The 12,261-nt window shown below is 72.0% G+C and carries 9 protein-coding genes and 1 pseudogene; 3 read left to right on the top strand and 7 right to left on the bottom strand.

Annotated features, from left to right (window positions below; genetic code table 11):
• Positions 1-101: 101 nt before the first annotated feature.
• Both C1I93_RS04010 and C1I93_RS04005 read left to right on the top strand, forming a co-directional pair.
• The gene (locus C1I93_RS04010) at positions 102-2,663 is read left to right on the top strand and encodes an FtsK/SpoIIIE domain-containing protein (RefSeq protein WP_181445003.1); all 2,562 of its coding nucleotides are present in this window, start codon (positions 102-104) and stop codon (positions 2,661-2,663) included.
• A complete protein-coding gene (locus C1I93_RS04005) occupies positions 2,660-3,382 on the top strand; it encodes a hypothetical protein (RefSeq protein ID WP_111241840.1) in 723 nt (240 codons plus the stop codon). Before C1I93_RS04010 ends, C1I93_RS04005 begins: the two co-directional genes overlap by 4 nt.
• A gap of 63 nt (positions 3,383-3,445) precedes the next feature.
• Here C1I93_RS04005 and folE read toward each other — a convergent pair whose 3' ends face one another.
• The 4 genes from folE to C1I93_RS31910 all read right to left on the bottom strand — a co-directional run bounded on the left by folE (position 3,446) and on the right by C1I93_RS31910 (position 7,290).
• Complete coding sequence (folE, locus tag C1I93_RS04000) at positions 3,446-4,105, bottom strand: GTP cyclohydrolase I FolE (protein WP_111241839.1); 660 nt, start codon at positions 4,103-4,105, stop codon at positions 3,446-3,448.
• Positions 4,106-4,143: 38 nt separating this feature from the next.
• Positions 4,144-6,159: an ATP-dependent zinc metalloprotease FtsH gene (ftsH, locus tag C1I93_RS03995; protein ID WP_111241862.1), complete on the bottom strand. Its 2,016-nt coding sequence runs from the start codon at positions 6,157-6,159 to the stop codon at positions 4,144-4,146.
• Positions 6,160-6,477: 318 nt separating this feature from the next.
• Positions 6,478-7,053, bottom strand: coding sequence for a hypoxanthine phosphoribosyltransferase (gene hpt / locus C1I93_RS03990; RefSeq protein WP_111241838.1), 576 nt, complete (start codon positions 7,051-7,053; stop codon positions 6,478-6,480).
• Between the two features lie 99 nt (positions 7,054-7,152).
• Positions 7,153-7,290 carry a hypothetical protein gene (locus C1I93_RS31910; protein ID WP_182910375.1) on the bottom strand — a complete coding sequence of 46 codons (138 nt, stop codon included), beginning with the start codon at positions 7,288-7,290 and terminating at the stop codon, positions 7,153-7,155.
• A gap of 151 nt (positions 7,291-7,441) precedes the next feature.
• Between C1I93_RS31910 and C1I93_RS03985 the strand changes: the two genes are divergently transcribed.
• Entirely contained in the window at positions 7,442-8,404 is a 963-nt protein-coding gene (locus C1I93_RS03985; RefSeq protein WP_111241837.1) for a GlxA family transcriptional regulator, read from the top strand.
• A gap of 36 nt (positions 8,405-8,440) precedes the next feature.
• On the opposite strand, the pseudogene tilS reads toward C1I93_RS03985, so the two are convergent.
• From tilS to dacB, 3 genes and pseudogenes are all read right to left on the bottom strand, one after another.
• Positions 8,441-9,421 (bottom strand): annotated as a pseudogene (tilS, locus tag C1I93_RS03980) (tRNA lysidine(34) synthetase TilS); the annotation flags it as partial.
• 13 nt (positions 9,422-9,434) lie between these two features.
• The gene (locus tag C1I93_RS03975; RefSeq protein ID WP_111241835.1) at positions 9,435-10,502 is read right to left on the bottom strand and encodes a zinc-dependent metalloprotease; all 1,068 of its coding nucleotides are present in this window, start codon (positions 10,500-10,502) and stop codon (positions 9,435-9,437) included.
• A gap of 97 nt (positions 10,503-10,599) precedes the next feature.
• Positions 10,600-12,003: a D-alanyl-D-alanine carboxypeptidase/D-alanyl-D-alanine endopeptidase gene (gene dacB / locus C1I93_RS03970; protein WP_420811747.1), complete on the bottom strand. Its 1,404-nt coding sequence runs from the start codon at positions 12,001-12,003 to the stop codon at positions 10,600-10,602.
• Positions 12,004-12,261 lie beyond the last annotated feature (258 nt).

The following is a 12,261-nucleotide window of genomic DNA, read 5'->3' as shown; positions in this document are numbered from 1 at the left end:
GACAACATCGGCGCAGCGCCGCTTCGCGTCCCATGGGTGGGGCCTTCGCTGGGATACGGTCGTCTCTGCCCGGCGGGTGGTGCCGACTCCGGGCGGAGGAGGTGGACACGGTGGGCGGTCCGAAGGCACGGACGCTTCGTGCCGCCGCGCTGCACCGCCGGGCCGCCGCGACGGCGGCAGCAGCGGCTGCGGTCCTGGATGACATCCGCCCTGCCCCTGCCGACCAGGCCCGCCAGCACACCCTTGCGGAACGGTTGTGCGCTGCGGCTGAGGTCCTCGCGCCGGGCTGGGCGGGCGCGGCCCTGGACTCCATCGTGGCCGATGCTCCTGCAGGTGACGGCCTGCCGCCGTTCGTCCGGATCGGCACGGCAGCGCCGCTGGACGACGCGCGTTTCCCTGCTCTGGTGCCCTTGCTCGGTGCCGGCCACCTGACTGTTGACGCCGACGCGGACGATCCGCGGGTCATCGGGCTGCTGCGGGCCGTGCTGCTGCGGCTGCTGGCCGCGTCACCGGCAGGGGCGCTGTTGGTTCGGGTGGTGGACCCGACCGGCGCGGCGCTGGCGCCGTTCGCGGCGCTCGGCGACGCCGGCGTGCTGTCCCCGCCCGCCACCGACCTCGCCGGGCTACGGGCCGCGTTGACCGAGGCGGAGGGGTGGGTGTCGGCCGGGACGACGGGTCCTCGCCGGCATGACCGGTCACTGGTGCTGGTGCTGGCCGCGCTGCCGGAGCAGACCGAGACCGCCGACCTGGCCCGGATCGAGACGCTCGCCGAGCAGGGCCCGGCTGCCGGGCTGCATCTGATCGTCGCGGGCTGGCCGCCGGCTGGCCGAGCTCCGCTGCCCCGGGCCACGGCCCTCGCCATGCGCACCGCGTACGCGCTGCTGGGCGACCCGCCCGGTGCGCCCTTCGCCGCGCCGGGCACCGACGGCGGGTTGAACTCACCCGTGTTCCTCGATCCGGACCCGCCGGCCGAACTTGTCGACGCCGTCTGTCGGCGGCTCGCGGCCCAGGTCGAGGCCGGCAGTCGGCTGTCGCTGTCCGCCCTGCTGCCGCCGTTGCAGGAGGAGTTGTGGCAGGCGCGTGCCGGGGAGGGGCTCACCGCCGCGATCGGCGACGCCGGTGGGCGCCCGGTGTCGCTCGGTTTCACCGAGCTGACTCCGCACTGGCTGGTGAACGGCAGGTCACCTGCCTGTCGCGCCGCCTTCCTGACCATGGCGCTACTCAATCTCGTCGCCCGGTACGGCCCGGACGAACTGGCGCTGTATCTGGTCGATCTCGGTGCCGGCGAATCCTTCGCCGAGTTTCTCCAGACCGAGCGGGACCGGTCCTGGATTCCGCAGGTTCGGGCGGCGGCGCTGGCCGCCGACCGGGAGTATTTGTCCGACCTGCTCGATCAGTTGATCTCCGAGGTCCAGCGGCGCACAGAGGCGTCCGTACGCGCCGGTGGGCAGCGTTTCGCGGAGCTTCGGGAACATCGTCCGCTGCCTCGGATCGTCTGCGTGGTGGACAACCTGCCGCTGCTCTTCGCCGAGCGGGATCGACTCGCCGCCGACGCCGTCGCCCGGTTGGACGCGTTGGCGCGGACGGGCCGGGCGTACGGTGTGCATCTGGTCCTGGCCGGCGAGGGTGACCTGGGTCTGGCGCTGCGCGCCGACGGCGGGCAGCGGGATTCGCTGCTCGGCCAGTTTCCGGTGCGGGTCGCGCTGCCTGGTGGCGCAGCGGTGCTGGAACCCACAAACGATTCCGCGGCCGGCCTGCCGCTGGGCAGCGCGGTGGTGAACACCGCCGGCGGGCTCGGTGGTCCCCGAGGTGCCATCCGTGGTCATGAGCGATTGGTCCGGTTTCCCGATCCCCGGGACGAGCCGGAGACCGTCGAGCGGCTACGGCATCGACTCTGGTCGGCTCGTGCCGAAACATCCAGACCACCTGTGGTCTTCGCCGGCTACGCCCGTCCGCTGCTGGGAAATGATCCCCGTTACCGGGCGGCGCTCGCTGGGCAGTCGTTCGCTCCGGCCGCGCTGCTCGGGCGGGCCGTGGATGTCGCGCGGAGCACGGTTACTGTGCCGTTCGGGCCGGCTGCGGGGCAGAACCTCGCCGTTCTCGGTCCGCGACCGGACGCGACCCGGTTGTTGGCGATGGCCGCTCGCAGCACGGCGGTCCACCATGCGCCGGGCACCGCCCGGTTCGTGGTCTGCGCGCCCGACGTCGAGGCGCGGCCGTTCGCCGACGACCTGGCTGCGGAGCTGAGCCAGCGGCATCCGGTCGAGCAGGTCGAGCTCGATGGGCTGCTTGCCGCGATGGAGTCCGGCGAGCCGGCGTACCTGGTGGTGTTCGGGCTGGATGTGGCGGCACCGGAGCAGCTGCCGCCCGCCCGGTTGCGGATGTTGTTGTCCGACGGGCCACCGGCCGGGCAGCACCTGCTCGGCTGGTGGCGTACGGTGCCGACGTTCGCGGCGCTGGTCGGACCGGATGAGACGGTCGACAAGCTGACCGCCGTGGCGGTGGCGGGGGTGCCGGGCGCACAGCTCACACCGGTGTTCGGCCGGGTGGTGGAGTGGCGGCCCCGCCCCGACCGGGTGGTGCTCTGGGACGGCCCGGGTGAGCGTGGCGTCGTCCTGGTGCCGTACCGCGTACCTGGTGACGAGGATGAAGGGTCGGCATGACGCGAGAGCAGTCACGAACCCTCCGCGCCGGGCCGGGGCGGCAACGAACCGGTGACGCGCCGCCCGCAGCTACGGAGAATCCAGTGCCGGCAGCGTGGGCGGAGTACCTGGCCGCCGCGCGTCAGCTGGATGGGGTACGCCGGGGCGCGGCGACCGCCGCGAGCGAGCAGGCGCGTACGGTGCAGGCCGCCCGGGAGGAGTTGACTGCCGTACGCACGCGGTTGGCCTCGCAGCAGACTCGGCTGAGTGAGCTGGGCGTACCGGCGATCTCGCTGGCACCGACACCGCCGGAGCTGTCCGAGGCGACCAGGTCGATGTCGGGTGGTCCCTCGGCGGTGCTGGCGGCGCTGCGGGATGCCCGACGGTGGGCGCAGGGTGCCGACGACACGCTCGCCGCGCGTGGTCTGCCTCGGGTGGCGCACTGGCCGCCGGCGGCCCGCAATCTGCTGGTGTACGGGCCGTTGGGGCTGGTTCTTCCGGTGCTCCTGGTGGCGGTGCACCTGGTGGCCGGCAACAGCCCGGTGACGGTCCTGGCACTTGTGGTGGGGCTGCCGACGCCGGCTCTCGCTTTCGGCGTGGGCTGGCTCGTGGTGGGGCGGCTGTTCCCGGCCCAGGACGGGGATCGGGTGGATCGGACTCCCCGGTTCGGGGCCCTTACCTGCCTGATCCCGGCGGTGTTGGCCACCGCCGGGATCGTGCTGGCCATGCTCGGCGCGTGAACGCCCGAGGGTGTGACGGTCGGCCAGGGACGTCACGCAGGTCTTGACGAAGCCGGCAGCTCCTCAGCGGGGAATGATGAGTGCCATCGCCTCGGCGCGGGACTTGGCGTCTCGCTGGAGGGTGCCCCGGACCGCCGAGGTGATCGTTTTGGCGCCGGATTTCTGGATGCCGCGCATGGCCATGCACATGTGCTCGCATTCGAGCACCACCACCACGCCGCGGGGTGACAGCCGTTCCATCAGCAGGTCGGCGATCTGGACGGTGAGCCGCTCCTGCACCTGTGGACGGCGAGCGAAGACCTCGACCAGCCGGGCCAGCTTGGACAGACCGGTGATCCGTCCATCCGGGCCAGGGATGTAGCCGATGTGGGCGCTTCCCCGGAACGGCAGGAGGTGGTGCTCGCAGAGGCTCATCACGTCGATGTCCCGGACCAGCACCAGTTCCTCGTGGTTGGCCTCGAACGTGGTGGTGAGCACGGTGGCCGGGTCGACGCGAAGGCCGGCGAAGAGCTCGGCGTACGCTCGGGCGACCCGGGCCGGGGTCTGCTGGAGACCGTCGCGGTCCGGGTTCTCGCCGACCGCGATCAGGATCTCGCGGACCGCTTTCTCGATCCGGGCGAGGTCGATGGCGTCCTCGACCGGTCGCCCGGTCAGCCGGCCGTTGACCAGTCGTGCGGCGATGTAGTCGAGGACGTCGTCCGGTTCGGTAGCTGAGGCGGCCAGCCCTCGATGGGTGGGGCTGGCCGCCGGGTCGTCGGTGCTCAGTGTGGGCCGTCCGAGTTGTTCGAGTTGGCCCCGCCGACGGTGGCCTGGACCCCGTCCGCTTCGGCCTGCACCTTGAGCCGTTCCTTCTCGGCCGGGGTGAGCACCGGCGGCTCGGTGGAGGGCTGGCGCTTGCCGAAGCCGTTGTAGGGGGCCATCGGCGGGCGCTTCACCACCCGGGCGCAGATCCGTGCCATGTCGGCGGTGGAGAGGGTTTCCTTCTCCATGAGTTCGAGCACGATGTTGTCCAGGACGTCCCGGTACTCGACCAGGATCTCCCAGGCCTCGTCGTGGGCCAGCTCGATGAGCGCCCGCATCTCGCCGTCGATCTCGGCGGCGACGGCGTCGGAGTAGTCCCGCTCGTGGCCCATGTTGCGGCCAAGGAACGGCTCGTCACCGCTGGTGCCGTACTTGATCGCACCGAGCTTGGAACTCATGCCGTACTGCGTGATCATCGCCCGGGCCAGTGCGGTGGCCTTCTCGATGTCGTTGCCGGCACCGGTGGTGGGCTCGTGGAAGACGAGTTCCTCGGCGGCCCGCCCGCCCAGCGCGTACGCCAGGGTGTCGACCATTTCCGCGCGGGTCTGGGTGTACTTGTCCTCGGTGGGCAGCACCAGGGTGTGGCCCAGCGAGCGGCCCCGGGACAGGATCGTCACCTTGTGCACCGGCGCGGCGTGCGGCAGGGCCCAGGCGACCAACGCGTGCCCACCCTCGTGGTACGCGGTGATCTTCTTTTCCTGGTCACTCATCACCCGGGTACGCCGCTGCGGGCCGGCGATCACCCGGTCGATCGACTCCTCGAGTGAGTCGTTGCTGATGGCCCGCTGGTCCTTCCGGGCGGTCAGCAGGGCAGCCTCGTTGATCACGTTGGCCAGGTCGGCACCGCTGAAGCCCGGCGTCCGCTTCGCCACCGAGTCGAGGTCGACGTCGGGGGTGAAGGGCTTGCCCTTGGCGTGCACCCGCAGGATGGCCTTGCGGCCCTCCATGTCGGGGGCGTCGACCGGGATCTGCCTGTCGAAGCGGCCCGGCCGCAGCAGCGCCGGGTCGAGGATGTCGGGACGGTTGGTGGCGGCGATGAGGATGACCCCACCCTTGACGTCGAAGCCGTCCATCTCGACGAGCAGCTGGTTGAGGGTCTGTTCACGCTCGTCGTGGCCACCGCCCATGCCGGCACCTCGGTGTCGACCGACGGCGTCGATCTCGTCGACGAAGACGATCGCGGGTGCGTTGGTTTTGGCCTGCTCGAACAGGTCACGAACCCGGCTGGCGCCGACACCGACGAACATCTCCACGAAGTCCGAGCCGGAGATCGAGTAGAACGGCACTCCGGCCTCACCGGCGACGGCGCGGGCGAGCAGGGTCTTGCCGGTACCGGGCGGACCGAAGAGCAGCACACCCTTGGGGATCTTGGCACCGAGCGCCTGGTACTTCGCCGGGTTCTGGAGGAAGTCCTTGATCTCGTGCAGTTCCTCAACCGCTTCCTCGGAGCCCGCGACGTCCGCGAAGGTGGTCTTCGGCGTGTCCTTGGTGATCATCTTGGCCTTGGACTTGCCGAAGTTGAGCACCCGGGAGCCGCCGCCCTGCATCTGCGACATGAAGAACAGCAGCAGCAGCACGAGCAGCACAATGGGAAGCAGGTTGACAAGCAGGCTGACCCAGATGCTGTCGGACGACACCTCGGTGTCGGCCGGTCCGGTCACCCGGTTGTTCGCCTTGGCGTCGAGGACCTGGTTCCAGACCTCGTTGCCGACCTCGTACGGGAACTGGGCCTCGATCAGCTTCGTGGTGGTCTTGTCGAACTCGGCCTCCTCGGCGAGTTCGAGCTGGATCGTCTGTTCCTTGTCCTGGAAGACGACCTTCTCGATGCCGCCCTTGTTGAGCTGGTCGAGCGCGACGGACGTGTCCACCCGGTGGTAGCTGGGACCACCGGTGAACAGCTGACTGAGCACGACGGCGCCGAGGATGACCAGGATGACCCAGAACACCGGTCGGCGGAAGAAACGCGTACGTTCCATGCTGTTGTCGAGCGCCGAGACGCCCGCATCCTCCTGATCGACGTCCTGACCGACTGTGGGTGTCGCCGCCGGAGCGGCTGCCGGAGCCGCCGTGCGGGCCGGCCCTGACCCCGAGGCGCGGACCTGCCGCGCCACGGTCATTCGACGGTACACCGTATGGAACGGATGTGAGCTGGCGAGCCCAGCAGTTACGCGTACGGCGAACCGGGATTCAACCGGCGTGACCGGGAGGAGACCTCCTGACCACCGCGATCCACGCTATCCCGATCGGCTGAGAGATGGCTGAATGTCGACCACACCGAAAGTAACAAGGGCAGGTCAGGAGCGGGCGTAGACCTCGGGCTTGAGTACGCCGACGTAGGGCAGCTCGCGGTAGCGCTCGCCGAAGTCGAGGCCGTAACCGACGACGAACTCGGTCGGGATGTCGAACCCGACGTACCTGACCGGCACGTGCACCTTGACCGCGTCCGGCTTGCGGAAGAGCGCGACCACCTCGACGCTGGCCGCCGACCGGGACTCCAGGTAGCGAAGCAGCCAGGAGAGGGTCAACCCGGAGTCGACGATGTCCTCCACCACGACGACGTGCCGGCCGGCGATGTCCCGGTCGAGGTCCTTGAGGATGCGCACCACGCCGGAGGAGGTGGTGCCCTGCCCGTACGACGAGATGGCCATGAAGTCCAGCTCGGCGGGCGGCCCCTGTCGGCCCAGCGCCCGGGCGAAGTCGGCCATGAACATGACCGCGCCCTTGAGCACACAGACGAGCAGCAGCCCGTCGGAGACGTGCGCGTAGTCCGCGGAGACCTGCTTGGCCAGCTCCGCGATCTTCTCGCGGATCTGCGCCTCGGAAATGATCACGTGGTCGATGTCGGCGTCGTACCAGGAGCCGTCAGCCATGACCCTAGCCTGCCGTACGGCCCCGGTGAGCCGTCGGCGGGGCCGCCCCTTTCTGGACGACCCCGGCCCGGATTATTCCGACCAAGCGCACCAATCACCTCAGGACGGACGGGATCGCCACCGGCGACCACCGTCTGACGGTTTCCAGTCGGCCGAGTCGCGGCTGTCGGCGGTCAAGCCGACGGCGGAGGCGAAGGTGAGGAGCAGGAGGAAGATCAGCAGAAAAAGGAATCCCATGGCGGCGCTCGCTTTCGCATGATTGCTGGGTTTTTGTCGCCGCCGGTGCGCACCGGACCAGGCAAGTCTGCGCGCCGCATCACCGCCCGGACAGTGGCAGAAATGCCAGCCGTGCGTGAAATCCCGCCACCACTGCGGTTACCCTCGTCACATGCTTCACTCTGTCGCCGTGCTCGCCCTGGACGGGGTCGCCCCGTTCGAACTCGGTGTGCTCGCCGAGGTCTTCGGCACCGACCGCACCGCCGACGGCCTGCCCGGGTACCGCTTCGACGTGTGTAGCCCACGGGGTGCCGGCGTACGCACCTCCGCCGGTTTCCAGGTGACGCCGAACGCCGACCTCGGCCCGGTCGCGGAGGCGGACCTGGTGGCCGTCCCCGCCCATGAGGGCTTCACCACCGCGCCACCCGAGGTGCACGACGCGCTGCGCCGGGCCGCCGACCGGGGGGCCTACCTGTTCAGCGTGTGCACCGGCGCGTACCTGCTGGGCGAGGCGGGGCTGCTCGACGGGCGGGAGTGCACCACCCACTGGCGGCACGTGGACGAGTTGCAGCGCCGGCACCCCGAGGCCCGGGTCCGCTGCAACTCGCTCTACGTGCAGGACGGCCGGCTGCTGACGAGTGCCGGCACCGCCGCCGGCATCGACGCCTGCCTGCATCTGGTACGCCAGGAGCACGGCTCGGCCATCGCCACCCGACTGGCCCGGCGGATGGTGGTGCCGCCGCACCGCGACGGCGGGCAGGCCCAGTACGTCGAGGCGCCCATCCCGAAGGCACCTGAGGCACCCACCCTGGAGCCGGTGCTGGAGTGGTTGATGGGACAGCTGGACCGGCCGATCACAGTCGACGAGTTGGCCGCCCGGGCCGGCATGTCACCTCGTACGTTCGCCCGGCGCTTCCGCGCGGAGACCGGCACCACCCCGCACGACTGGCTGACCAACCAGCGGGTCCTGCTCGCCCGCCGGTTGCTGGAGGAGACCGGGTTGACCGTGGAGGCGGTGGCCGACCGGGCAGGTTTCGGCGACGCCGCCGGGCTACGGCACCACTTCACCCGCCGGGTCGGCACCACCCCGAACGCCTACCGCCGCACCTTCCGCCACCGCGCGCCGACCGGCTGACACCGCCCCGCCCGCACACTCCTCGTCCTCCGCCGGTACCGCGAGCAGTCGGCCGGCGCTGCGGCGCACCCGCAGCCCGCCGGGCAGGTACGCCGGCCCCTGTCCCCGCCAGCCGGTGACAAGGGTGTCGAGCGCGGTGACGTGCCGGTGGGACAGCGCGGCCGGCGCGGCACCCAACTCGTGCGCCCAGGCGCGTAGCACCCGGGTCCGTACCGCCGCAGGCAGGTTGGCCAGAGACTCGACCAGCAGCCCACCCTCAGGGTGTCGGGCCGCGGCCAGCGCCGCATCGGCCAACTCGTCCAGGGCGAGGTTGTCCGCCGCGGCCAGCCGGGCGGTACGGGCCAGATTGTCCAGCACCCCCGGCCCGAGGGCCTGGACCAGCACCGGTAACACGTCGGCGCGGATCCGGGACCGGGCGTACGCAGGGTCGCTGTTGTGCGGGTCCTGCCACGGCGTCAGTCCCAGGGCCACGCACGCCGCCCGGGTCTGCCCGCGGCTGATCTCCAGAAGCGGCCGGACCAGCGGCACCCCATTCAGGTCCCGGCGGGTGGGCATCCCGGCCAGCCCACGCGGGCCGGCACCTCGGGCCAGCGCCAGCAGCACGGTTTCGGCCTGGTCGTCGCGGGTGTGCCCGGTCAGCAGCGCCACCGCCCCGTGCCGCCCGGCCACCTCGGTGAGGGCCTGGTAGCGCGCCTCGCGGGCCGCCGCCTCGGGACCGCCCGGTCGGCCGGCGACATCGACCCGCACCACGTCAACGGACGCGAGACCGGCCCGTTGCGCCCACCGGGCCACCGCCTCGGCCCGCCCGGCCGACCCGGCCTGCAACCCGTGATCGACGGTGACCAGGCCGGCGGTGTGGCCGGCCCGTGGGGCCACGAAGGCGGCGGCCGCGGCCAGGGCGAGTGAGTCGGCCCCGCCGGAGCAGGCGACAAGCACCGGCCCGTACGCTGGCAGATCGGCCAGCGCACGACGGACCGCGAGCCGGATCGCGGCGACCGGCGGTGCGAGTGGGGCCATGCCGGCGCCGTGCTCAGCCGGCGTCCGGCACCGGGCCGACCGGCCCGTGCACCCGCGCCACCCAGGCGTCCGGTTCGCTCAGCTCGGCGAGCCGGGGCAGCGTCAACGGTGACTCGAACACCCGGTTGAAACCGGCCATGCCGACCCGCTCGACCACCGCGTGCACGAACTTGCGACCCTCCGCGTACTGCCGCATCTTGACGTCGATGCCGATCAACCGCCGGACCGCCTTCTCCACCGGGTTGCCGGCCTCGCGGCGCCTGTTGAACCCGGCCCGGATCCGCTCCACGCTCGGGATCACCTGCGGACCGACGCCGTCCATCACGAACTCGGCGTGCCCTTCCAGCAGGGTCATCAGCGCGGTCAGCCGGTCCAGCACCGCCCGCTGCCCCGGTGTCTGCACGATGTCCAGCACGCTGGCCCGGCTCTGCGGGTTGCGGACCACGTCGGCGAGCGTGCCCACGCTGCGACGCAGCCGGTCGAGCAGTTGCTCGCCACCCTGCGCGGCGTCCACGAACGCCTGCACCTCGCCGAGGAAGTATCCCCGCATCCACGGCACGGCGGTGAACTGCGTCCGGTGGGTCACCTCGTGCAGGCAGACCCAGAGCCGGAAATCACGTGGGTCGGCGCCCAGCTTGCGCTCCACCTCGACGACGTTCGGCGCGACGAGCAGCAACTGCCCCGGCTCGCCGGAGAAGACCTCGTACTGACCGAGCACCCGCCCCGACAGGTACGCCAGCACGGTGCCGGTCTGCACGCCGGTGACCCGGGAGCCGACCGCCTCGGCCAGCGCGCCGGGTTGTTTGTCCTTGGTGAGCCGGCCGACCAGCGGGGTGATCACCTCCCGCAGGCCGGCGACGTTCGTCGCGGCCCAGTCGCGCCGGTCGACCACCCGCACCGGCGGGTGCGCCACCTGCGACGTCAGCCCGGTGTACCCGGCCACGTGCCCGGCCGCCTCGTCGGTCAACCGGCGCAGGTCGGCGACCACCTCGGTGGCCTCCGAGTACGACACCCGAGGGCCCGACTTACCCAGTGCCCCCGCCGTCGCGACGGCCAGATCCCAGTCCACGAACTGCGCCATGCGACCCACGGTACCCGTGTCGCGACACCCCAGCCGGGCTCGCCGGCCCGCGTGGGCTTGATCGGGAGGCCCCGGAGCAGGTCGGCCACCCCGTCGTTCAGTGGCAGCCGCAGGTGGCGAGGGCCGCGGCGATCCGGTCGAGGGCGGCCCGCGCGGGCTCCATACCGTCCGGTGGCACCTCGTCGGTGAGCACCGCGAAGGTGAGCAGCCGTCCTTCGGCCGTGGTGACCACCCCGGCGATGGCGTGCACCTTGGTCAGGGTGCCCGTCTTGGCCCGGACCACCCCGGCGCCGGAGGCGGTGCCGGGTGTCGCGCCGTAGCGGTCGCGCAGCGTGCCGGACCAGCCGCCGACCGGCAGCCCGCTGAAGACGCCGCCGAGTTCGGGCCGGTCGGGGCTGGCCGCGAGCGCCAGCAGTTCGGTGAGCAGCGCCGGGCTGACCAGGTTCGTGCGGGACAGGCCGCTGCCGTCGGCGAGGGTCAGTCCGTCGGTCGGCAGGCCGAGTTCGGTAAGCACCTCGACCATCGCCGCGGCGGCGCCGGTGAACGAGGCCGGCCGGTCCCGGGCCAGGGCGACCTGGCGGGCCAGCGCCTCGGCGACGATGTTGTCACTCTCGCTGATCATGACGTCGACCAGCCGGATCAGCGGCGGTGACTGCACCACGCCCAGCTCGGCGCCGGGCGCGACGCTGGCGGCCGGAGTCGCCTCGGTCGGTGCCGGCGGCGCGGTGCCGCTCCGGACGGCGCTCTCCGGCACGTTGAGCAGTCGGGCGAAGGCCCGGCCGGCGGCGAGTTCCGGCTGGGGGACCCGCTCGGCCCAACCCTGGTCGGCCTTGGGGTCCTTACGTGCGCCGTCGAGCATCAACGCGGTCACCGCCGCGCCGTACCCGCCGGTGGGAATGTCATCGTCCCAACCCGGTCCGTGCACCGGCCCCGGGTAAAGCGTCGAGTCGACGACGACCCGGGTCGGCTCGGTCCCGCCCAGCGCCGTACGCACCTGCTTGGCGAGGTCTTCGAGGCTGGCCGCCCCCGGGTAGAAGCCTTTGGCGCCGGCTGCCAGGGTCGGATCCCCGCCGCCGACGATCACCACCTCGCCCGGTGCCGATCCGGCCACCGCACGGGTCGGTATCCGGTACCCGGGTCCGCGCGCGGTGAGCACCGTCACCGCAGTCAGCAGCTTGGTCACCGAAGCCGGCACGGTCCCCTCGCCGCCACCCCGTTCGAAGAGTGGCTGCCCGGTCAGCGCGTCGGCCACCGCCAGGTTGACCCGGCCGCCGAGCGCGGCGTCCCCGACAAGTGGATCGAGCACCGCGCGCAGCCCCTCGGCACTCGGCATCGGCGCCCCGACGTCGGCTGCGGCCAGCACCGCGACCGGTGCGGGTTCCGGCGGGCCAGCGGTAGCGGAGCCAGCGGAGTCGTCACCCAGCCACCGCGCCACGGGGCCGGGGCGTACCGCGACCAACCCGACCGCGACCAGGACGAGCACCAGTACGGCGGCGAGCACCAGCGGCAGCCGCCGGCGGCTGCTGGGCGGGGCCGGCGGTGGAGGCGTTTCGGTGGGCGCCGGCGGCGCGACCGCACCAGCCGCGGTCGTCGGCGCCGGGCCGGATGGAGGCGAGGCGGGTGGGTACGCCGATTGCGGTCGGAGGGTCTGCGCGTCCGGCACCGACACCCGCCCGGTCGCCGGCTTGGCCGGTTGCTGGGCGTTGTCGCCTCCGGCGGCATCGCTGGAACGGTAGTGTGAATCTTCCCTCCCCACGAC

It is taken from the genome of Micromonospora endophytica (genome assembly GCF_003236305.1).
In the GTDB taxonomy this organism is placed as follows: Bacteria; Actinomycetota; Actinomycetes; order Mycobacteriales; family Micromonosporaceae; genus Micromonospora; species Micromonospora endophytica.
Note: the sequence above shows the minus strand (reverse complement) of the source record. Positions and strands in the feature narration are given on the sequence as shown.

Coding starts and splice junctions, on each gene's coding strand:
- C1I93_RS03975 (WP_111241835.1), bottom strand. CDS start 10,502: ATGGCGCAGTTCGTGGACTGGGATCTGGCCGTCGCGACGGCGGGGGCA.
- C1I93_RS03985 (WP_111241837.1), top strand. CDS start 7,442: ATGCTTCACTCTGTCGCCGTGCTCGCCCTGGACGGGGTCGCCCCGTTC.
- ftsH (WP_111241862.1), bottom strand. CDS start 6,159: ATGGAACGTACGCGTTTCTTCCGCCGACCGGTGTTCTGGGTCATCCTG.
- hpt (WP_111241838.1), bottom strand. CDS start 7,053: ATGGCTGACGGCTCCTGGTACGACGCCGACATCGACCACGTGATCATT.
- C1I93_RS04005 (WP_111241840.1), top strand. CDS start 2,660: ATGACGCGAGAGCAGTCACGAACCCTCCGCGCCGGGCCGGGGCGGCAA.
- C1I93_RS31910 (WP_182910375.1), bottom strand. CDS start 7,290: ATGGGATTCCTTTTTCTGCTGATCTTCCTCCTGCTCCTCACCTTCGCC.